This window comes from Rhizomicrobium sp. (genome assembly GCA_037200385.1).
Classification (GTDB): domain Bacteria; phylum Pseudomonadota; class Alphaproteobacteria; order Micropepsales; family Micropepsaceae; genus Rhizomicrobium.
The window spans coordinates 2,450,567-2,469,847 of the sequence record JBBCGL010000001.1 but is presented as its reverse complement, the minus strand read 5'-3'; the positions used below and the strand labels follow the sequence as shown (position 1 = coordinate 2,469,847).

The window sequence follows — 19,281 nt, the reverse complement described above, 5'->3', positions numbered from 1 at the left end:
GCGTCTTCGAAACCGGGCTTGTGCTGAGCATGGTGCGGCCGATCCATAACATCGTCATCGTCGGCGGCGGCACGGCGGGCTGGTTGACCGCCGGCGTCATCGCGGCGCGCCATCAGGGGCGGATGAAGACCGGCTTCACGGTGACGCTGGTCGAGTCGCCGAGCATCGGCATCATCGGCGTCGGCGAGGGCACGTGGCCCACCATGCGCGCGACGCTGGAAAAGATTGGCGTATCGGAGACGGATTTCTTCCGCGAATGCGATTCCGCCTTCAAGCAGGGCGCCAAGTTCGCCCGCTGGACCACGGGCGCGGCGGACGACGCCTACTATCATCCCTTGATGCTGCCGCAGGGCTTCACACAGCTCAATCTCGCGCCGCACTGGCTGGGCGGCGGTGGCGGCGACCGGACCTTCTGCGACGCGGTGTGTCCGCAGGGCGCGCTTTGCGACGACGGGCTGGCGCCCAAGATGATCACCACGCCGGAATACCAGGCGGTCGCCAACTATGCGTACCATCTCGACGCCGGCAAGTTCGCGCCGTTCCTACAGAAGCATTGCACGCAGAAGCTCGGCGTGCGGCACGTCCTCGCCGACGTCGAATCCGTGATCCAGGCGGAGAACGGCGATATCGCAAGTATCCGCACCAAGCAGGCGGGCGAGATTCCGGGCGATTTGTTCGTCGATTGCAGCGGCTTCTCGGCTCTGCTGCTGGGCAAGACGCTGGGCGTTGGCTTCAAGGACTGCAGCGACGTCCTGTTCTGCGACACCGCGCTCGCCGTGCAGGTCCCGTATGAGCGCGCGAGCGATCCGATCGCGTCCCACACGATCTCCACCGCGCAATCGGCCGGCTGGATTTGGGATATCGGGCTGCCGACGCGTCGCGGCACCGGCTATGTCTATTCCAGCCGCCACAGCAGCGAAGACGCGGCGCACGAAGAGCTGGCGCGCTATGTCGGGCCCCGTATCAAGGAGCTGTCGGTCCGCAAGATTCCGATTCGTTCCGGGCATCGCGAGCTCTTCTGGAAGAACAACTGCGTGGCGGTGGGCCTTGCCGCGGGATTCCTGGAGCCGCTGGAGGCCTCCGCCATCGTCCTTGTCGAACTGTCGGCGAAGCTGATCAGCGAGCAGATGCCGGCCAATCGCGAGGTCATGGACATCGTCGCGGCGCGGTTCAACGAGGTCACGGGCTATCGCTGGGGCCGCATCATCGACTTCCTCAAGCTGCACTACGTCCTCACGAAGCGGACGGACAGCCGATTCTGGATCGACAATGTCGATCCGGCGAGCGTCCCCGACCGGCTGAAGAACTTGCTGCATTTGTGGAAGTACCGGTCGCCTTGGTTCTTCGACGAATTCGACCGCCTGGAGGAGGTGTTCCCTGCGGCGAGCTATCAATATGTGCTCTACGGCATGGGCTTCCGGACCGAGGTTGAGCCAGAGGATAATGAGGGAACGCAATCGATGGCGGCGCGGCTGATCAGCGAGAACGCGACGCTGACAAGGCAGCTCCGCGCCAAGCTTCCCAAGAATCGCGATCTGCTGCAGAAGATCTTCGATCACGGCCTGCAGCCGATCTGAAGCGGAGCGCCTCGAGCAACGTGACCAACGTCGTCATCCTCAACAGCCAACTGCATCGCACGCTGCGCGTCCAGGCCGGCGCCTCGGCCCGTTTCGGCGACGACCGGCGCTTTGTCCAGGTCATCGCGAACGAATTCCCGCTGCTCGCCATTCACTATCCCGTCTTCTTCGCAAAGGACGCCGACACCGGCGCGTTCTATTGCGGCGCTATGCTGGGTTTCGACGAAGGGGAGAATCTTTTTCTGGAAGAGGGGAGGCCGCAGAGCGCCTACCGTCCTCTCAACCTCCAGCGGGGACCATTCTACACTGCCGGCAACGAGCTGGCGGTCGATCTCGACAGCCCGCGCATGGACGGCGAGGCCGGCGAGGCGCTGTTCACGCCCGCGGGGGAGCCGACGGCCTATCTGGAGAGCATCAAGGCCGCGATGCGGGAGCTGCGTGACGGCCTGGAACGCACCAAGATCTTCATCGACACGCTGATGACGCTGAAGCTCATCGAGCCGGTCAATATCAAGGTGGGATTCGACGATGGTACCAAGCGCGACGTGGTCGGCCTCTACACGATTTCCCAGGATGCGCTGCGCGGCCTGCCCGACGCCGATGTGCTGGAGCTGTTCCGGCGCGGCTATCTCCACCTCATCTATCTGATGATAGCCTCCCTGAAGCAGGTTCCGGTGCTGGCGCAGAAGAAGAACCGGCGGATTCTGGCGCAAAGCGAAAGTCTCGGACTCGCGCGTCTCTGATTGGCAGGAAGGCGCGATGACGGGGCTCGGGGAAATCGCCGGCAGGGAGATACCCGACGCCCAGGTCTTCCGGCGCGAGATCGTCGAACCCTGCAGGCCGGTCGTCCTCCGCGGGCTGGTGGGCGACTGGCCGGTCGTCGCGGCTGCGGCACGGTCGCCATTGGTGCTCGGGGAGTATCTGCGGACCTTCGGCGGCGCTGGGGAGGTGGAGGCCTTCGTCGGTCCCGCCGCCATCGCCGGCAAATACTTTTACAGCGACGACCTCAGACGGTTCAATTTCGAGCGGAAAAGGATGCGCTTTTCGGACGCGCTCTCCACGATCCTATCGGGTCTCGACGATCCGGGCTCGCCGTCTCTCTATATGGGCTCCGTTCCGACCGAAAACCTTCTTCCAGGCTTCGCCACCCGGAACGCGATGCCGCTCGTGCCATCGTCGGCCGGACCGCGCATCTGGCTGGGGCATGCCTCGAACGTTTCGGCGCATTACGACGCCTTCGACAATCTCGCCTGCGTCATAGCCGGCTTGCGCCGCTTCACGCTGTTTCCGCCCGAGACGATCGGCAAGCTGTATGTCGGCCCGATCGACAACACGATGGCGGGCCAGCCCGTCAGCCTGGCCGCATCGTCTTCCCCCGGCGACGCCGGATTTCCCCTCTTTCGCGAGATCGAGGACCAGGCGCTGACCGCGGAGCTCGCGGCGGGCGACGCGCTCTATCTGCCCAAGCTGTGGTGGCACAAGGTGGAAGCGACGGCGCCGTTCAACGGGCTCGTCAACTATTGGTGGGACGCTTTCAGCGCCGGACCGGACGCGCCCTATACCAGCCTGCTGCTCGCCATGATCGCCATCAGCGAGCGGCCGCCGGCCGAACGCCAGGCCTGGAAGGCGTTTTTCGATCACTATGTCTTTCGCAGCGACGGCCATCCCCTGGCGCATCTGCCGCCGGAGCTGCACGGCCTCCTGGGCCCGCTCAAGCCGGACAATTACGGCCGGATCCGCGCCCGCATCATGCATCTGCTGCGGAACGTGTAAGCGCTATTCCGACCGGCAGTTCTGCCGGATGAAATCCTCATGCGCCGGCATGACATCGGCGCAACGTGCGATCACGCTGCGGATGTCGTCGAGGTTTCGCTGCACCAGGACCGGATCGAGCGCATCGGCCATCGGCTCGTGGCGGCGCGGCACGATGCCCTGTCCGGTCAGGATGTAGAGCCAGCTTTGCACCGGGAAGAGCTCGTTATCCTCGCGCAGGATGCGGCCATAACCGCGGAAGAGCGCGATCCGCTCCGCCAGGCTATCGGGATGCGGGATCGCCCGGCAGTGGCGCCAGAACGGCGTGTCCTCGCGTTCGTTGGTTGTGTAATGGAGCAGGAGCAGATCGCGGATCCGCTCATATTCGAAGGCGAAGATGCTGTTGTAGCGATCGATGTCGGCGGGCTCGAAATTGCGGTCGGGAAACATCTTGAGGAGCACGGCGATGCCGCGCTGGATGAGATGGATGCTCGTGGATTCGAGCGGCTCCAGGAAGCCCGCCGCCAGGCCGAGCGCGACGCAATTCTTGTTCCAGGATTTCCGCCGCCGGCCGGTCGTGAAGCGCAGTTGCAGCGGCTCGGCCAAGGCCGGGCTCTCGAGATTCGACAAGAGCGTTTCGCGCGCCCGCACATCGTCGAGGAATTCGCTGCAATAGACATAACCGTTGCCGACCCGATGCTGCAGCGGAATGCGCCATTGCCATCCCGCATCGCGCGCCGTCGCAGCGGTGTAGGACGACAGCGGTCCGTTCCGCACGCAAGGCACGGCGAGCGCGCGGTTGCAGGGCAGCCATCTGCTCCAATCGTCATAGCCGCTGTGTAGCGCCTCCTCGATCAGGAGGCCGCGAAATCCCGAGCAGTCGATGAAGAGGTCGGCGGCGACTGTCCGGCCGTCCTCGAGCGCGATGGATTCGATGAATCCGTCCTCGGCCCGCATATTCACGCCGCTCACCTTACCCTCGGTCCGCACGACGCCCCGCGCCTCGGCATAGCCACGCAGATAGCGCGCGAACAGCGAGGCATCGAAATGCAGGGCATAGGTGATCGATTCCAGTGGCGTCCCCGGTGCCCGAACCGGCCGCATGAATTTGCCTGCGGCCGCGGCTGCCGCCTGGAGCGAGTATTCCTCGAGCCGGGCGGCCCCGCCCTGCCTGCGCATCTTCTGCCAGTAGCCGGCGAAGGGAACGCCCTCCAACTCAAAGCCGGTTTGGCCGAAGGGATGGAAATAGGTGTGCCCGAGCCGCGTCCAGTCCTGGAACTGGATTCCGAGCTTGAACGTCGCCTTGGTCTGGCGGATCAGCTCGTTCTCATCGATCCCGAGCACGCGGATGAAGTCCATGATCGGCGGAATGGTCGCCTCGCCCACCCCGACCGTTCCGATCTGCTCCGACTCAATCAATTCGATCCGGCAATGCATCCGCGCGACGAATTTCGCCAGGCTGGCGGCCGCCATCCATCCGGCGGTCCCGCCGCCGACGATCGCGATGCTCCGAATGCGGCTGTCGGACAAGGAGACCCTCCGCTCCAACCGCCAGTGTCGCAGAAACCGCGCAGTCGGAAAAGCGATGCGCTCGAATGCCGAGCGCATCCGGCCGGCCGTCAAAAGTACCGTGACACCTTCACCAGTGCGTTCGCTGCCTCCGGCAGGCTGCCGAAGTCGGAACGGCGGGTGCCGAACGTCACGTCCACCAGCCCGCCCAGCGTCCAGCTCCGCGACGCGTAGTAGTCCGCGCCGATCTGCGCGATGCCCGAGCCGTCGCGCGTATCCGCCTGGACGAAGCCGCTCAGCGCCAGATCGCGCACGAACGCGTCCTGCCACGCCGCCCGGAAGAACACGCCGCCGCGCGCCAGCGGCTCCTGCTGCTCGCCGGCATAGGAGCGTATGAACCACAGCGCACCCCGCTCCGCCGCGCTTCCAGCAGTCCCCGCTGCGAACCAATTGTGCCAATCGGCATCGGAGAAGCCGGCCTGATGATAGTGATATTCGAGATTGAAGGTCATCTCGTCCGGCGTCGCATAGGACGCACCGATCGCCAGGTCGTTTTGGAACGGATGTGCGGCGCTCTGCGGGATGATCGCCGCGGCCGGAAGCGCGGCCGTGGCGCTGCCGAACGCCAGCGCGTCGTGGACGAGGCTTGCGCGGTTGCCGCCGGCCCATTCGACGTAGCCGACAAGCGATCGCCCGAAGACGCGCGTCAGGTTGAGGCCGAAGCGGCTGGAACCGGCCTCGCGGTAGTAGAGGAATTCCGGGCTGACATCGGCGAACAGCGTCGCGCTCGCCTTGACCAAGATTCGTGTCTGCGCGTTCGTGCGGTCGAACATCGGATCGAAGCTGGGCAGATTGTCGTTCCGGTAGACCGGGCTCGCATCCCGCAGTTTCGGCGCCAGCGCGACGGTCAGCGTCGCATCGTTCCAGACATGCTGTCCGAGCAGCATGACGGTGCCAAGCCGGTCTTCGCGCAGCACCGAAGGATCGGCCGTCAGGGGCTCGACGACCGCGCGCGTCTTGAAGACATCGGTCGGATTGAAGCCGAGGGCCACGCCGCTCTTCAGATTTATGCGCCCCAGTTCGATGAAATCGCCCTCCGCGATCTGCCAGGCGAGATAGCCTTCGCGAAAATCATGGCGGACGCTCTCGTGACTGGGGAACGATAGCGTGTCCTCCGCGCGGAAGTTCAGCCGGCCGCTGTAGATGACGCTCACCCTATCGGACAATTTCCAGTCGATCCGTGCGTCGAGGAAAAGGCGTTCCTCCCAGGACGGCGCGGCGGAGGGCGGCAAGGGCACGGCCAGGGCCGAGCGGTCGGAATAGGTCGCGAGATCGTCCTGCAGATACAGCGACCGCAGCGCGCCGGGCTCCGCGTCTGTCGGGGCGACCAGGCGTGCCGCGGGCGGGATGCGGTCGAGATCGCCGTCGTCGCCGGCCGTCGCGGGCGAGGCGCAGGCGAGAAGGCTCGCGCAAACCACCGCGCCGACGGCTCGCGATCTCACGGTGCCTTCACATGCGGAAGATAATCGCGCTGGAACCAGGAATCGGGAATATCCTGATAATGCGGCTCGGCGAAATCGACCGTCGTGACCAGCGTGCTGTCCACCGCGTCGATGATGACTGCCTGGGTCGGGCGCACACGGTCCAGGCTCATCGTGAAATTCCGGTAGTAGAGAATTTTCAGCAGCCGGCCGCTATCGGAGTAGAATTTCGCCTTTATGGGGAAGTGCGAGCTTCTCTCCACCCAGTATTCGACGCGATTGTAGGTGGCGCCGTCATTCGCTGCCTTGAGGTCCAGATGCCAGCAATCGCGTCTCTGGCGCCCGGCGTCGTCGATGGTCTCGTCGCCGGCCAGCGCCGCCGTGTAGTTGGCGGCGAGATTCTCGGTCAGGATGTCGCCGGCCGACGCTTGGCCGGTCAGGGTCTGCTGCGGCGGGATACGGATGCTGTCCTTGGAGGCGGGATCGTAGAACCACAGCACGTTGCCGCGAAACAGGACCATCTTGCCGGCATCGCGGGGCGGGTCGACATAGATCACCAGGTCGCGAAACTGGTGCGTCTCGGGATCGAGCTTGGAATAGACGCTGAAGACGTTTCGATCCGTCGGCTTTCCCGACGTGTACTCGATATTGGTGACGGTCAGGCGGAACGGCTTGGCCGGATTGCGCACCGCGTCGGCGCCCATGACGATGTCTTGCGCGCTCTCGGCCTGCGCGGTGCCCGCGAGCAGCATCAGCGTCAGCAGGATTCTCTGCAGGCCCTCAAACATGGCGCAGCGCGTCGACGATCGGCAGGCGCGCCGCGCGGTTGGCGGGAAGAAGGGCTGCGACCGTGGCGACGGCGACCAGCACCGCCCAGACGGCTGCGATCATCGAGGTCGCGCCCGCGAGGTAGAGCTTGAGGGGAATCGGATGGGCATCCCCCGGCGGCAACCATGTCAGGCCGGATTTGTTGACGAGATGGGTTACGGCAAAAGCGAGGAGCACGCCGGCCGTCGCGCCGATAAGGCCCAGCAGGGCGCCTTCCAGCAGGAATTGCCGCCGGATACGGCTGCGGCGGACGCCCAGCGCCCGCGTCGTCCCGATCTCGTCGGTCCGTTCGACCACGCTCATCCCCATGGCATTGGACACGGTGAAGAGCACGACGATCCCCATGATCACCGCGATGAAGGAGAAGACGGCGCGGAAGAAGCCCTCGGTCTGGCCGTAAAAGCCGTTGATCTCGAAGAAGTCGCGCGTCTCGAGATTGAGGTGATGCTCGCGGATCAGCGCCTCCAGCCTCGCGCGCGCGGCTGCGATATCCGCGGTGTGATGCAGCTGCAGGATGATCGCGGAGATCTTCTGCTCGCCGCGGCCGTAGACGAGGTGCTGGGCCTGGGCGAGATGCATCACGATGTAGTTGTCGTCCATCTCGCGCGCCCCCTGCTTTTCGACATGCTGCAGCTTGAGGGAGACGATGTTGGGGGCGCCGCCGGCGGTCGATGACAACAGGTTGATCGTCGGCACCGCCGGCGGCGCGTTGTGCGCAGGCGCGTCGCCCTGGATCAGCGACGTGAAGTCCTGCGCGGGAAGCGCGCCCAGTTCGGCGGCGCTCCCATGGGTCGGCGCCGACCTCGGCGGCGTGGGACAATCCGCGAGATGCAGCCTGCGGCAAAGGCCGAGGATGCGGGCCAGACCATAGCCGATGACGCCGAGCTGCGGATCGCCATCCGCAAGACCTTCGTTGGAAATGGCGTCGTCGCGCGCGCCGTAGTCATCCCATTGCTGCAGGCGCGCCCGGTCGGACGGAATGAAGCCCGCGGCGAAGAAGGTTTTGGACTCGTCGTTCAGCGGATTGCCCGCGATCCCGGTCAGGAACTGGACCGGCGTCACGACGGCCGTCAGCGCCGCGAGCCGGGGATCGGACTCGATCAGCTTGAGGACGGCGCGGTAGTCGTCCATGCCCCAGATCGCCGGATTGCCGGTGCCGAAATCGGCAAAGCCCTTGCGATAGACCTGCAGATGGCCGGTGCGCTCGACCGTCGCGGTTTGCAGGACATAAAGGTCGTATTGCGCATAGGCGCCGAACACCAGCATCGCCGCGGCACCCAGCGCGATTGCGAGCAAGGTCATCATCGAGCGCCGCGCGTTGCGGAAGATGTTGCGAAAGGCGATCTTGAACATCATGGCCGTGGCCCCTGCACCGACAGCATGCCGTCGCGGATCGTGAAGATGTCGTCGGCATGGCCGATGAGCTGCGCGTCATGGGTGGAGAAGATGAAGGTCGTGTGCTGCTCGCGCTGCATCCGCCGCATCAGCGCGATGATGCCGGCACCGGTCTGGGAATCGAGATTGGCCGTCGGCTCGTCGGCCAGTACGATCCTGGGATGCTTGACGAGTGCGCGGGCGATGGCGACACGCTGCTTCTGGCCGCCGCTCAGCGCGTTGGGCCGCTGGCCGCGCTGCGCCGTCAGCCCGACGGCCTCGAGCATCGCGAACGTCCTGTCGCGGCGCGCGGCCGCCGGCACGCCGGTCAGCAGGAGCGGATATTCGACGTTCTCATAGGCCGTCAGGACCGGGATGAGACTGAAGCCCTGGAAAATGAAGCTGACATTGCGGGCGCGGAAATCGGACAGCGCATTGTCCGCAAGCTTGCCGACGTCCTGGCCGGCGATCTCGACCGTGCCGGCCGTCGGCACGTCGATACAGCCGATCAGGTTGAGCAGGGTGGTCTTGCCACTGCCCGACGGCCCGACCAGGATGGTGAAGCGCTGCGGTGCGATGCGCAGCGAAATGCCCTTCAGCGCGGGCACCTCGGTCCTGCCGCTGCGATAGGTCTTGGCGACATTGCTCAGCCGCACGGTGGATTGGGCAGGCTCGATCATCGTGGGGTCCGCCGGCGTCCTCTCGCTCGTACATAAAGCCCGCGTGGAATTGTCGAAACTGAATAAGATGCATTCGCGATATCGATAGATCGGATATCACGGCACGCCCAAGACCACGATCCCGAAGTGGTGTTGCGGCGATTGCAGCAGGATCGTCCTAGCGATGGAATTATCCCATACGCCACGGCGTGAAAGGCGCTAGACTGCGGCGAGTCTGAAACGATGGGGTTGGCCGTGATCGCATTGCGGATTAATGGCGAAAGTCATTCGGTCGACGCGTCCCCCGACACGCCCTTGCTCTGGGTCCTTCGCGACGTCCTCGGCATGACCGGCACCAAGTTCGGCTGCGGCATCGCCCAGTGCGGCGCCTGCACGGTGCATCTGGACGGCAAAGCGGTGCGTTCCTGCATGCTGGCGGTCGGTTCGGTCGGCAACAAGACGGTCACGACAATAGAAGGGATCGGCGCGACGCCGGCCGGCGCCAGGGCACAGAAGGCGTGGCTCGACCTCGAAGTCGTCCAGTGCGGCTATTGCCAGTCGGGCCAAATCATGTCGGCCGCGGCACTGCTGGCGTCGACGCCACATCCCGACGATGCCGATATCGACGCTGCGATGGCCGGCAACATCTGCCGCTGCGGGACCTATGTCCGCATCCGCGCCGCGATCAAGAAGGCCGCCGCCGAACAGGTTTGAGGGGAATGCGCTCATGACGGTCCACGCTGTTCCGGGACGAGCCAAGAAGCTGTCGCGCCGCACCTTCCTTGGGGCGGCGGCGGGTGGCGGCCTAGTGCTTGGCTTCCACATGCCCCTCGCCCAGGCAGCGAATACCGCTTTCGGCCTCCCGGCGGAGCCCGGTCCCTTCGCCCCCAACGCCTTCATCCGCATCCCGCGCGACGGCAAGGTCACGCTGGTCATGCCGCAGGTCGAGATGGGGCAGGGGGTCTACACCTCGATCTCCATGATCATCGCCGAAGAGCTCGATCTGGCGATGGACAGCATCGTGCTCGAGCACGCGCCGCCCAGCGATGCGCTTTACGGCAATCCGGTGTTCCAGCTGCAGGCAACCGGCAATTCCAATTCGATCCGCGCCTTCTGGCTGCCGCTGCGCAAGGCCGGCGCCGCGGCGCGCGCCGTGCTGGTCCAGGCCGCAGCCGCGCAGTGGAAAGTCGATCCCGCGAACTGCACGACCGACCGCAACACCGTCCTGCACGCCGCGACCGGCCGCAAGCTCACCTATGGCCGGCTCGCCGACGCGGCGGCGAAGCTCAAGGCGCCCGCCGACCCGCCGCTGAAGGACCCCAAACACTTCAAGCTGATCGGCAGGCCGCTGAAACGGCTCGATACGCCGGACAAGGTCAATGGCAAGGCGCTCTACGGCATCGACATGATGCCACCCGGCGTGAAATTCGCCACCCTTGCCGCCTCGCCGACCTTCGGCGGCAGGGTGAAGCATGTCGACGACCGCGCCGCGAAGATCCTGTCGGGCGTGCGCCAGGTCGTCGTGCTCGACGATCTCGTCGCGGTGGTCGGCGATCACTACTGGGCCGCGAAACAGGGTCTCGATGCGCTCGACATCACCTGGGACGACGGTCCCAACGCCCATGTCGACAGCGCGCTGGTCTGGAGCCGTCTCAAATCCGCCAGCGATCGCACCGGCGTCGTCGCCAAGAAGGCGGGCGACGCCGCCAAGGCGCTGGAGGACGGCGAGCGGATCGCGGCGCGCTTCGAACTGCCCTTCCTCGCCCATGCGCCGATGGAGCCGATCAATTGCACGGTCCTGGTGAAGCCGGATTCCTGCGAGGTGTGGACCGGCACCCAGGTCTGCGCCCGCGCCCAGTCGGCGGCGGCCAAGATCACGGGCCTACCCCTCGGTAAGGTGATCGTCCACAATCAGCTGCTGGGCGGCGGCTTCGGTCGCCGGCTGGAGGTCGACGGCGTCGAGAAGGCGGTGCGCATCGCGCAAAAGGTCGACGGCCCGGTCAAGGTCGTGTGGTCGCGCGAAGAGGACATCCAGCACGACCTGTATCGCCCGTCCTATTACGACCGGCTCGAAGCGACGCTGAAGGACGGCAAGATCGACGGCTGGCACCACCGCATCACCGGTTCGGCGGTGGTGGCACGCTGGCTGCCCCCTGCTTATGCCGCGCTCGGCGACTTCGACGCGGTCGACAGCGCGATCGACATCCCCTATGCGATCCCCAACCTGCGCGTCGAATTCGTGCGGGAGGAGCCGCCGGGCGTGCCCACGGGCTTCTGGCGCGGCGTCGGCCCCAACAACAACGTCTTCGCCGTCGAAAGCTTCATGGACGAGCTCGCGAAGAAGGCGGGTAAGGACCCCCTGGATTTCCGCCTCGGCATGCTCGGCCAGACGCCGCGGCTGAAGGCAGCGCTGCAACTCGCGGCGCAGAAGGCCCATTGGGGCACGCCGCTGCCGCCGCGCGTCGGCCGCGGCATCGCCGCCCAGGTCTCCTTCGCCAGCTTCATCGCCACCATCGCGGAGGTGGAGGTCGACGCGAACGGCGAAGTGCGGGTGCGCCGCGTCACCAGCGCCGTGGACACCGGCATCGCGGTCAATCCCGACACCATCGTGGCGCAGCTTCAGGGCGGCCTGATCTTCGGCATCACGGCGGCGCTCTACGGCGAGATCACGATCGAGAACGGCCGGGTCCGGCAGAGCAATTTCAACGATTACCGCATGTTGCGGATCGACCAGGCGCCGGCCATCGACATTCACGTCATCAAGAGCGGCGAGGCGCCCGGCGGCATCGGCGAAACCGGCACCACCGCCGGTCCGCCGTCCGTGCGCAATGCGATCTACGCAGCGACCGGCATCGCGCTTCGGCGTTTGCCGATCGATCGCGACGTCCTGGCGGGGAGGAAGCCGGCATGACCTGGTTCAATCGCTTAGGCGCCGCCTGGCGCTACGCCATCGTCGGCGTCGCGGCGCTTGTCGTGCTGGGCGCCATCGCCTTCTGGTGGATCGTGCTCGGGCCGGGCCCGCTCGATTTCGCCGGCGGCCGCACCGTCGTGCTCGCGGACTATCATGGCGCCGATCCCACCGGCGTGCCGCCCGAGCTGGCGCAGGCCGGCCTCGTCCGGCGCGGCGAATATCTCGCGCGCGCCGCGGATTGCCGCGCCTGCCACACCGCGAAAGGCGGCACGCCCTATGCCGGCGGCCTCGCTTTCGTGCTGCCCTTCGGCACGATCTATTCGGCCAATATCACGCCCGACAAGAGCACCGGCATCGGCGGCTGGAGCGACGCCGCCTTCCTGAACGCGATCCACAAAGGCATCGACGACGAGGGCAGATCTCTCTATCCCGCCATGCCCTACGCGTCCTACACCGGCATGACCGATGCCGATGCGCTGGCGATCAAGGCCTATCTCTTCAGCCTCAAGCCTGTGCACAACGCGGTACGGCCCAACGCACTCGCCTTCCCCTTCGACCAGCGTTGGCTGGTCGGCTTCTGGGGTACCTTCTTCAATCCCGACAGGCGTTTCGAACCGAACACCGCACGCAGCGCGCAATGGAACCGCGGCGCCTATCTCGCCGAGAACATGGCGCATTGCGGCGAGTGCCACACGCCGCGCAATCTCGCCTTTGCCCTGGACAACCGGCGCAAATTCGCGGGCGAGATCCAGTCCGGCTGGCGCGCCTACAACATCACCGGCGACAAGGCTGCGGGCGTCGGTGCGTGGCGCGCGGCGGAGCTTGCGGACTACCTGACCCTCGGCCACGCCGACGGGCGCGGCTCGGCCGCCGGCCCGATGGGCGAGGCGGTGGACAACAGCTTCAAATATCTGACGCAGGGCGACATCGCCGCCATCGTCGCCTATCTGCAGACCGTGCCGCCGGTCGCCTCGCGCAACTTGCCGGCACCCAGGACGACGCCCGCACCCGCCTCGCACCGCGAAGGCGTCGCCGCCAGCGACGATCCGCGGGGCAAGGCGCTGTTCGCCGGCGCCTGCATGAGCTGCCATGACTGGACCGGCGTCAGCGCGCTCACCCACACCGCGACGCTTACGGGCGTACGCGCTGTGAACGATCCGACCGCGACCAATGTTGCGCAGGTCGTGATCGCCGGCTTCTCCATGAAGACGCGCGACGGCAAGGTCTTCATGCCCGCTTTCGGCAGCGTGTTCTCCGACGCCGAGGTCGCCGCGGTGAGCAACTACGTCACGGCGCGCTTCGGCGCCAAGCCTTCGGCTCTCACCGCGAAGGACGTCGCCAGGCTGCGCAAGCAGGCGGGTTAGGTCTCAGACCGCATAGGTCGCGGTCATCGTGACCTCGGCCTTGAGCAGCTTCGAGACCGGGCAATTCGCCTTCGCGGTGGCGGCGGCGGTTTCGAGCACCGCGCGGTCGGCGCCCTTGGCTTCGACCGAAACATCGAGATGCGAGGCGGTGATCGCGAAGGCGCCGTCCACCTGCTTGAGTTCGACGGTCGCGGTGGTCGCGATCTTCGCGTCGACGATCCCGGCCTTGCCCAGCTCGCTGGACAACGCCATCGAGAAGCAGGAGGCATGGGCTGCGCCGACCAATTCCTCGGGATTCGTCCCCTTCACATCGCCGAAGCGGGTGTTGAAGCCGTAGGGCAGCTTGTCCAGCGCGCCGCTCTCCGTCGAGATCGTGCCCTTACCGGTCCGTAGATCGCCGTTCCATTCGGCGGAACCTTTGCGTTTCATCATGTTCTCCTGGAAAAAGGCAGGCGCAGCACAGCACATTCCCATCTCTCGCGCCACGCGGATGTCCGGCAGTGCGCTTCCAGATGGCTCAGATGTGGATGGCGTGGCCGAGCGCGCGCAGGGCGGCTTCGTGGAACGCTTCGCCCAGCGTAGGATGGACGTGGATGGTGCCCGCGACATCTTCCAGCACCGCGCCCATTTCGAGGGCGAGGGAGAATTCGTTCGACAGCTCGCTGACATGGGCGCCGACCGCCTGGATGCCCAGCACGCGGTGATCGGATTTGCGTGCCAGGATGCGCACGAAGCCGCCGGCGTCGCCGGCATCCATCGACAAGGCGCGGCCGTTCGCCATGAAGGGGAAGATCGCGGTGACGACGTCCTCGCCGGCTTCGTGCGGGCTCATCCCGGCGCTGACGATCTCGGGCTCGGTGAAGCAGACGGCGGGCACGGTGACGGGATCGAAGCGCCGTTTATGGCCGGCGATGATCTCGGCGACCATCTCGCCTTGCTTGGCGGCCTTATGCTCCAGCATCGGCTCGCCGACGAGGTCGCCCACCGCCCAGACGTTCTTCATGGAGGTGCGGCACTGGTCGTCGACCTTCACGAAGCGGCCTTCCATGTCGATCGCCATATTCTCCAGGCCCCAGCCTTCGGTCGCGGGCTTGCGGCCCACGGTGACGAGGATGTTATCGGCCGCGATGTCGACCACGCTGCCGTCCTTCAGCTCGGCGGCGAGGCCGGTCTCGCCCAGGCCCTTCGCCTTGGCGCCCAGATGCAGGGTGACGCCGTTCTTCTCCAGCCATTTGGCGACCGGCGCCACGAGCTGTGCGTCGTAGAGCGGCAGGATGCGGTCCAGTGCCTCGACCACCGTCACTTCGCAACCGAGCTTGCGGAAGGCGATGCCAAGCTCCAGGCCGATATAACCGGCGCCGACCACGGCCAACCGCTTCGGCAGCACGGGCAGCGACAGTGCCTCGGTGGAGGAGATCACCTTGCCGCCGAACTTGAGGAACGGCAGCTCAATCGGCTGCGAGCCGTTGGCGAGGATGACGTGTTCGGCCGTGATCGTGACCTCATCGTCCTTGGTCTTCACCGTGCAGGTCTTGGCGTCGGAGAACTGCGCCCAGCCCTCCACCACGCGCACCTTGGCGCGCTTGAGCAGCGCCGCGACGCCGGTGTTCAGGCGGCGCACCACGCCGTCCTTCCATGCCACGGTCTTCGCGAAGTCGATCTGCGGCGCGGCCGCCAGCGAGATGCCGTTGAGCGGCGTCTTCGCCGCATGCGCCATCGCTTCGAATTCTCCCGCGACGTGAATCATGGCCTTGGAGGGGATGCAGCCAATGTTGAGGCAGGTGCCGCCCAGCCGCGCCGCTTCCACCAGCACGGTGTCGAGGCCGAGCTGGCCGGCGCGGATGCCCGCGACATAGCCGCCCGGGCCGCCGCCGATGATGAGGACCTTGGTGGTGATGTGTTCGGACATCGTTCAATCCATGAACAGCGTGGCGGGATGCTCCAGCAGTGCCTTGATCTTCTGGATGAAGGCGGCGGCGTCATAGCCGTCGACCACGCGGTGGTCGAAGGAGGAGGACAGGTTCATCATCTTGCGCACCACGATCTGGCCGGCGCGGACGACGGGCCGCTCGATGATCGCATTGGGGCCGATGATCGCCACTTCCGGATAGTTGATGACCGGCGTGGTCGCGACGCCGCCCAGCGCCCCCAGGCTGGTGATGGTGATGGTCGAGCCGGACAGATCGTCCTTGCCCGCCTTGTTGTCGCGTGCCGCGGCGGCGACCCGCGACACTTCCAGCGCCGAATCCCAGATGTCGCGCGCCTCGGCATGTTTGACGACCGGGACGATCAGGCCGTTGGCGGTCTGTGTGGCGATGCCGATATGGACCGCGGCATGGCGGTGCACCACGCCGGCCTCATCGTCGAAGCGGGCGTTGATCTGCGGATATTGCGGCAGCGTCTTCACCAGCGCCCGCATCAGGAAAGGCAGTACGTTCAGCTTGGGCTGCTCGGCGCGCTTGGTCGCGTTGAGATGCAGGCGCAGGTCTTCGAGCTCCGTCATGTCGATCTCCTCGACATAGGCGAAGTGCGGGATGCGGCGCTTGGCGTTCTGCATGCTCTCGGCGATGCGGCGGCGCAGGCCGATGACCTTGATCTCCTCGACGCCTTCGCGTTGCGCATAGGCCGTCCCGCCGGTGCTCCGCGCATTGCGGCCGTCCGAGGCGATGAAGCTGTCGAGGTCTTCCTGGGTGATGCGCCCGGCCGGGCCGGTGCCGGGGACGAATTGCAATTCGATGCCGCGATCATGGGCGCGCTGGCGCACGGCGGGCGAGGCAAGCGGCTTTTCGCCTTCGGGACGCAGGGCGGGGCGGGCGGCCACGGGCGCAGGCGGCGCAGACGGTGGCGGCGCTTCCTTCTTCGGCGGCGCTTCGGCTTTGGGCGTGGCGGCGGGTTTGGCCGGCGCCGGTTTCGGCACGGCCGGCGCAGCGTCCGCCTTGGCATTGCCGGCGCCTTCGACTTCGAGCTCGACCAGCGGCGATCCGACCGGCGCCATCTGGCCCGGCTCGCCATGCAGGGCGAGGACCTTGCCGGTCACCGGCGAGGTCATCTCCACCGTCGCCTTGTCGGTCATCACGTCGACCATGTTCTGGTCTTCGTGGATCATGTCGCCGACCTTCACATGCCAGGCGACGATCTCCGCTTCCGCGGTGCCTTCGCCGACATCGGGAAGCTTGAACACGAACCGTCCCATATCAAGCCTCCATCGTGCGCTTGAGCGCCTCGATCACGCGCGCCGGTCCCGGAAAGTACTGCCATTCGAAGGCGTGCGGATAGGGCGTGTCCCAGCCGGTGACCCGGTCGATCGGCGCTTCGAGATGATGGAAGCAGTTCTCCTGCACCAGCGCCGACAGCTCGGCGCCATAGCCGCTGGTGTGCGTCGCCTCGTGCACGATCACGCAGCGCCCGGTCTTCTTCACGGACGTGACGATGGTCTCGAGGTCGAGCGGCACCAGGGTGCGCAGGTCGATCACCTCCGCGTCGATCCCCGCTTCCGCAACGGCGGCCAGGGAAACGTGCACCATCGTGCCATAGGCGAGGACGGTGACGTCGGCGCCTTCACGCAGCACCGCCGCCTTGCCCAGCGGCACCCGGTAATGCTCCTCCGGCACCTCGCTGGCCGGATGCTTATTCCATGGCGAGACAGGGCGGTCGCTGTAGCCGTCGAACGGGCCGTTATAGATGCGCTTGGGCTCCAGGAAGATCACCGGATCGTCGTCCTCGATGGCGGAGATCAGCAGGCCTTTGGCATCATAGGGCGTCGAGGGGATCACGGTCTTGAGGCCCGCGACATGGGTGAACAGCGCCTCGGGACTCTGGCTGTGGGTCTGGCCGCCATAGATGCCGCCGCCATAGGGCGTGCGCACCACCATCGGCGCGGTGAAATCGCCCGCCGAGCGGTAGCGCAGCCGCGCCGCCTCCGACACGAGCTGGTCATAGGCGGGATAGATGTAGTCCGCGAACTGGATCTCGACCACCGGCCTAAGGCCATAGGCGCCCATGCCGATGGCCACCGCCACGATGCCCGCCTCGCCGATGGGCGTGTCGAAGCAGCGGGTCAGGCCGTGCTTCTTCTGCAGGCCGTCGGTGACCCGGAAGACGCCGCCGAAATAGCCGACATCCTCGCCGAAGGTCAGCACGTTGGGATCGCGCCCCAGCATCACGTCGAGCGCGGAATTGAGCGCCTGGATCATGTTCATCGCGGGCATGGCTCAGACTCCCATCTGCTGGCGCTGACGGCGCAGATGCTCGGGCATGTCCTTGAAGACGTCCTCGAACATGGTCTTCAGGCTGGGCGCTTCGCCATGGCCGAGCGTGCCGATCGCCTCGGCCTGGCGGTTCGCGTCCTTGACCTGCTCCACCGCCTCGCGGTGCGCTTCCTGCTGCTGTTCCTCGCTCCATTCGCCGCGCGCGACCAGATGGTGCTTCAGCCGCTCGATCGGATCGCCCAGCGGCCACAGCTTGGCCTCGTCGGAGGGGCGGTAGCGGGAGGGATCGTCGCTGGTCGAATGGCCTTCGGCGCGATAAGTGACGTGCTCGATCAACGTCGCGCCCAGATTGGCGCGGGCACGCTCCGCCGCCCATTGCGTTGCGGCATAGACGGCGAGGAAGTCGTTGCCGTCCACTCGCAGCGCCGGCAGGCCATAGCCAATGCCACGCGAGGCGAAGGTGGATTCGTTGCCGCCCGCGATGCCCGCGAAGCTCGATATCGCCCACTGGTTGTTGACGACGTTGAGGATGACCGGGGCGCGATAGACGCTGGCGAAGTTGAGGGCGTGGTGGAAATCGCCCTCGGCGGTGGTGCCGTCGCCGATCCAGCTCGCGGCGATGCGGTCGCCGCCCTGATAGGCCGAGGCCATCGCCCAGCCGACGGCCTGGGGAAACTGCGTGCCGAGATTGCCGGAGATGGTGAAGAAGCCGAATTCCTTGCTCGAATACATGATCGGCAGCTGGCGGCCCTTCAGCGGGTCGGCGGCGTTGGAATAGACCTGGTTCATCATCTGGACCAGCGGATAGCCGCGGGCGATGAGCAGGCCCTGCTGCCGGTAGGAGGGGAAGCACATGTCCTCGCGGTCCATCGCATAGGCGGCGGCGATGGCCACGGCCTCTTCGCCGGTGCACTTCATATAGAACGACGTCTTGCCTTGGCGCTGTGCCCGATACATGCGGTCGTCATAGGCCCGCGTGACAAGCATGTGGCGCAGGGCGCGGCGCAACGTATCGGCGTCCAGCTTCGGGTCCCACGGTCCCAGGGCCTGCCCCTTGTCGTCGAGCACGCGGATGAGCGTATAGGCCAGATCGGTGACGTCCTGCGCGTGGACGGCGATGTCGGGGCGGCGCGCCTCGCCGGCGCCGGCGAGCTTGAGGCCGCTGAAATCGGGCGCGTCGCCGGGACGTGCCGGCGGTGCCGGCACACGAAGGGAGAGACGGGCTCTGTTCTTCATGGGGTCTCCGAATTGAGGCGTCTGGGCGATAGGCACCGCCTCGGGCACGCTCCATTTCCCGTCGGCGCCGATTCCTATGTCGTGTCTCAGACCGGGCCGCAACACGTCCTTTTCCGCGCAACAAACGATGCGGAATGACCTCGCCTGCGACAGGGAATGGCCGGCGACGGGGGGCCGCTGGGAAAAAACAGGAAGCCCGTTGCGGACCGTGATTTGGCCCCGGTGCATGATTTGCCGATCTTAGGCGGCGCGCTTTCCGCGCGGGCTTCCGAGACGCGCAAAGTGCATGCAACGCCAGCGGGCGCAGATGGCGCCCGCGCAGGTCACGCCGAGGCGCAGCCACGACGCGACGCTGTGATGTCCCTGTCGAGGCCGCGGCGGG

At 66.2% G+C, this 19,281-nt stretch carries 16 protein-coding genes; 6 read left to right on the top strand and 10 right to left on the bottom strand.

Features of this window, described 5'->3' with window-relative positions; all coding sequences use genetic code 11:
• Positions 1 to 29: 29 nt before the first annotated feature.
• Genes WDM91_11785 through WDM91_11775 form a run of 3 tightly spaced genes read left to right on the top strand, consistent with a single transcriptional unit; the run spans position 30 to position 3,350 of the window.
• Positions 30 to 1,577, top strand: a complete 1,548-nt coding sequence (locus tag WDM91_11785) for a tryptophan halogenase family protein (protein MEI9995267.1) — start codon at positions 30 to 32, stop codon at positions 1,575 to 1,577.
• Between the two features lie 20 nt (positions 1,578 to 1,597).
• Positions 1,598 to 2,320, top strand: a complete 723-nt coding sequence (locus tag WDM91_11780; protein ID MEI9995266.1) for a SapC family protein — start codon at positions 1,598 to 1,600, stop codon at positions 2,318 to 2,320.
• A 16-nt stretch (positions 2,321 to 2,336) separates the two neighbouring features.
• Positions 2,337 to 3,350, top strand: coding sequence for a cupin-like domain-containing protein (locus WDM91_11775; protein MEI9995265.1), 1,014 nt, complete (start codon positions 2,337 to 2,339; stop codon positions 3,348 to 3,350).
• A 3-nt stretch (positions 3,351 to 3,353) separates the two neighbouring features.
• Here WDM91_11775 and WDM91_11770 read toward each other — a convergent pair whose 3' ends face one another.
• The 5 genes from WDM91_11770 to WDM91_11750 all read right to left on the bottom strand — a co-directional run bounded on the left by WDM91_11770 (position 3,354) and on the right by WDM91_11750 (position 9,201).
• Positions 3,354 to 4,859 (bottom strand): tryptophan halogenase family protein, encoded by a 1,506-nt coding sequence (locus tag WDM91_11770; protein MEI9995264.1) that lies wholly within the window; start codon positions 4,857 to 4,859, stop codon positions 3,354 to 3,356.
• 89 nt (positions 4,860 to 4,948) lie between these two features.
• Positions 4,949 to 6,340 carry a hypothetical protein gene (locus tag WDM91_11765; protein ID MEI9995263.1) on the bottom strand — a complete coding sequence of 464 codons (1,392 nt, stop codon included), beginning with the start codon at positions 6,338 to 6,340 and terminating at the stop codon, positions 4,949 to 4,951.
• Complete coding sequence (locus tag WDM91_11760) at positions 6,337 to 7,107, bottom strand: outer membrane lipoprotein-sorting protein (protein ID MEI9995262.1); 771 nt, start codon at positions 7,105 to 7,107, stop codon at positions 6,337 to 6,339. Before WDM91_11760 ends, WDM91_11765 begins: the two co-directional genes overlap by 4 nt.
• On the bottom strand, positions 7,100 to 8,503 hold the full coding sequence (locus tag WDM91_11755; protein MEI9995261.1) for an FtsX-like permease family protein: 1,404 nt from the start codon (positions 8,501 to 8,503) through the stop codon (positions 7,100 to 7,102). Before WDM91_11755 ends, WDM91_11760 begins: the two co-directional genes overlap by 8 nt.
• Positions 8,500 to 9,201, bottom strand: a complete 702-nt coding sequence (locus tag WDM91_11750) for an ABC transporter ATP-binding protein (GenBank protein ID MEI9995260.1) — start codon at positions 9,199 to 9,201, stop codon at positions 8,500 to 8,502. Before WDM91_11750 ends, WDM91_11755 begins: the two co-directional genes overlap by 4 nt.
• Before the next feature lie 222 nt (positions 9,202 to 9,423).
• Between WDM91_11750 and WDM91_11745 the strand changes: the two genes are divergently transcribed.
• The 3 genes from WDM91_11745 to WDM91_11735 are packed head-to-tail and all read left to right on the top strand — an operon-like array spanning position 9,424 to position 13,455.
• The gene (locus WDM91_11745) at positions 9,424 to 9,894 is read left to right on the top strand and encodes a (2Fe-2S)-binding protein (protein ID MEI9995259.1); all 471 of its coding nucleotides are present in this window, start codon (positions 9,424 to 9,426) and stop codon (positions 9,892 to 9,894) included.
• Positions 9,895 to 9,907: 13 nt separating this feature from the next.
• On the top strand, positions 9,908 to 12,091 hold the full coding sequence (locus WDM91_11740; GenBank protein ID MEI9995258.1) for a molybdopterin cofactor-binding domain-containing protein: 2,184 nt from the start codon (positions 9,908 to 9,910) through the stop codon (positions 12,089 to 12,091).
• Complete coding sequence (locus WDM91_11735) at positions 12,088 to 13,455, top strand: cytochrome c (GenBank protein ID MEI9995257.1); 1,368 nt, start codon at positions 12,088 to 12,090, stop codon at positions 13,453 to 13,455. Before WDM91_11740 ends, WDM91_11735 begins: the two co-directional genes overlap by 4 nt.
• Positions 13,456 to 13,458: 3 nt before the next feature.
• On the opposite strand, the gene WDM91_11730 is transcribed toward WDM91_11735, so the two are convergent.
• The 5 genes from WDM91_11730 to WDM91_11710 form a co-directional block, all read right to left on the bottom strand.
• Positions 13,459 to 13,884, bottom strand: coding sequence for an OsmC family protein (locus WDM91_11730; protein ID MEI9995256.1), 426 nt, complete (start codon positions 13,882 to 13,884; stop codon positions 13,459 to 13,461).
• 88 nt (positions 13,885 to 13,972) lie between these two features.
• Positions 13,973 to 15,364 carry a dihydrolipoyl dehydrogenase gene (gene lpdA / locus WDM91_11725; protein ID MEI9995255.1) on the bottom strand — a complete coding sequence of 464 codons (1,392 nt, stop codon included), beginning with the start codon at positions 15,362 to 15,364 and terminating at the stop codon, positions 13,973 to 13,975.
• 3 nt (positions 15,365 to 15,367) lie between these two features.
• On the bottom strand, positions 15,368 to 16,648 hold the full coding sequence (locus WDM91_11720) for a dihydrolipoamide acetyltransferase family protein (GenBank protein ID MEI9995254.1): 1,281 nt from the start codon (positions 16,646 to 16,648) through the stop codon (positions 15,368 to 15,370).
• 1 nt (position 16,649) lies between these two features.
• A complete protein-coding gene (locus WDM91_11715) occupies positions 16,650 to 17,663 on the bottom strand; it encodes an alpha-ketoacid dehydrogenase subunit beta (protein MEI9995253.1) in 1,014 nt (337 codons plus the stop codon).
• Positions 17,664 to 17,666: 3 nt separating this feature from the next.
• Positions 17,667 to 18,899: a thiamine pyrophosphate-dependent enzyme gene (locus tag WDM91_11710; GenBank protein MEI9995252.1), complete on the bottom strand. Its 1,233-nt coding sequence runs from the start codon at positions 18,897 to 18,899 to the stop codon at positions 17,667 to 17,669.
• Positions 18,900 to 19,281: the final 382 nt, after the last annotated feature.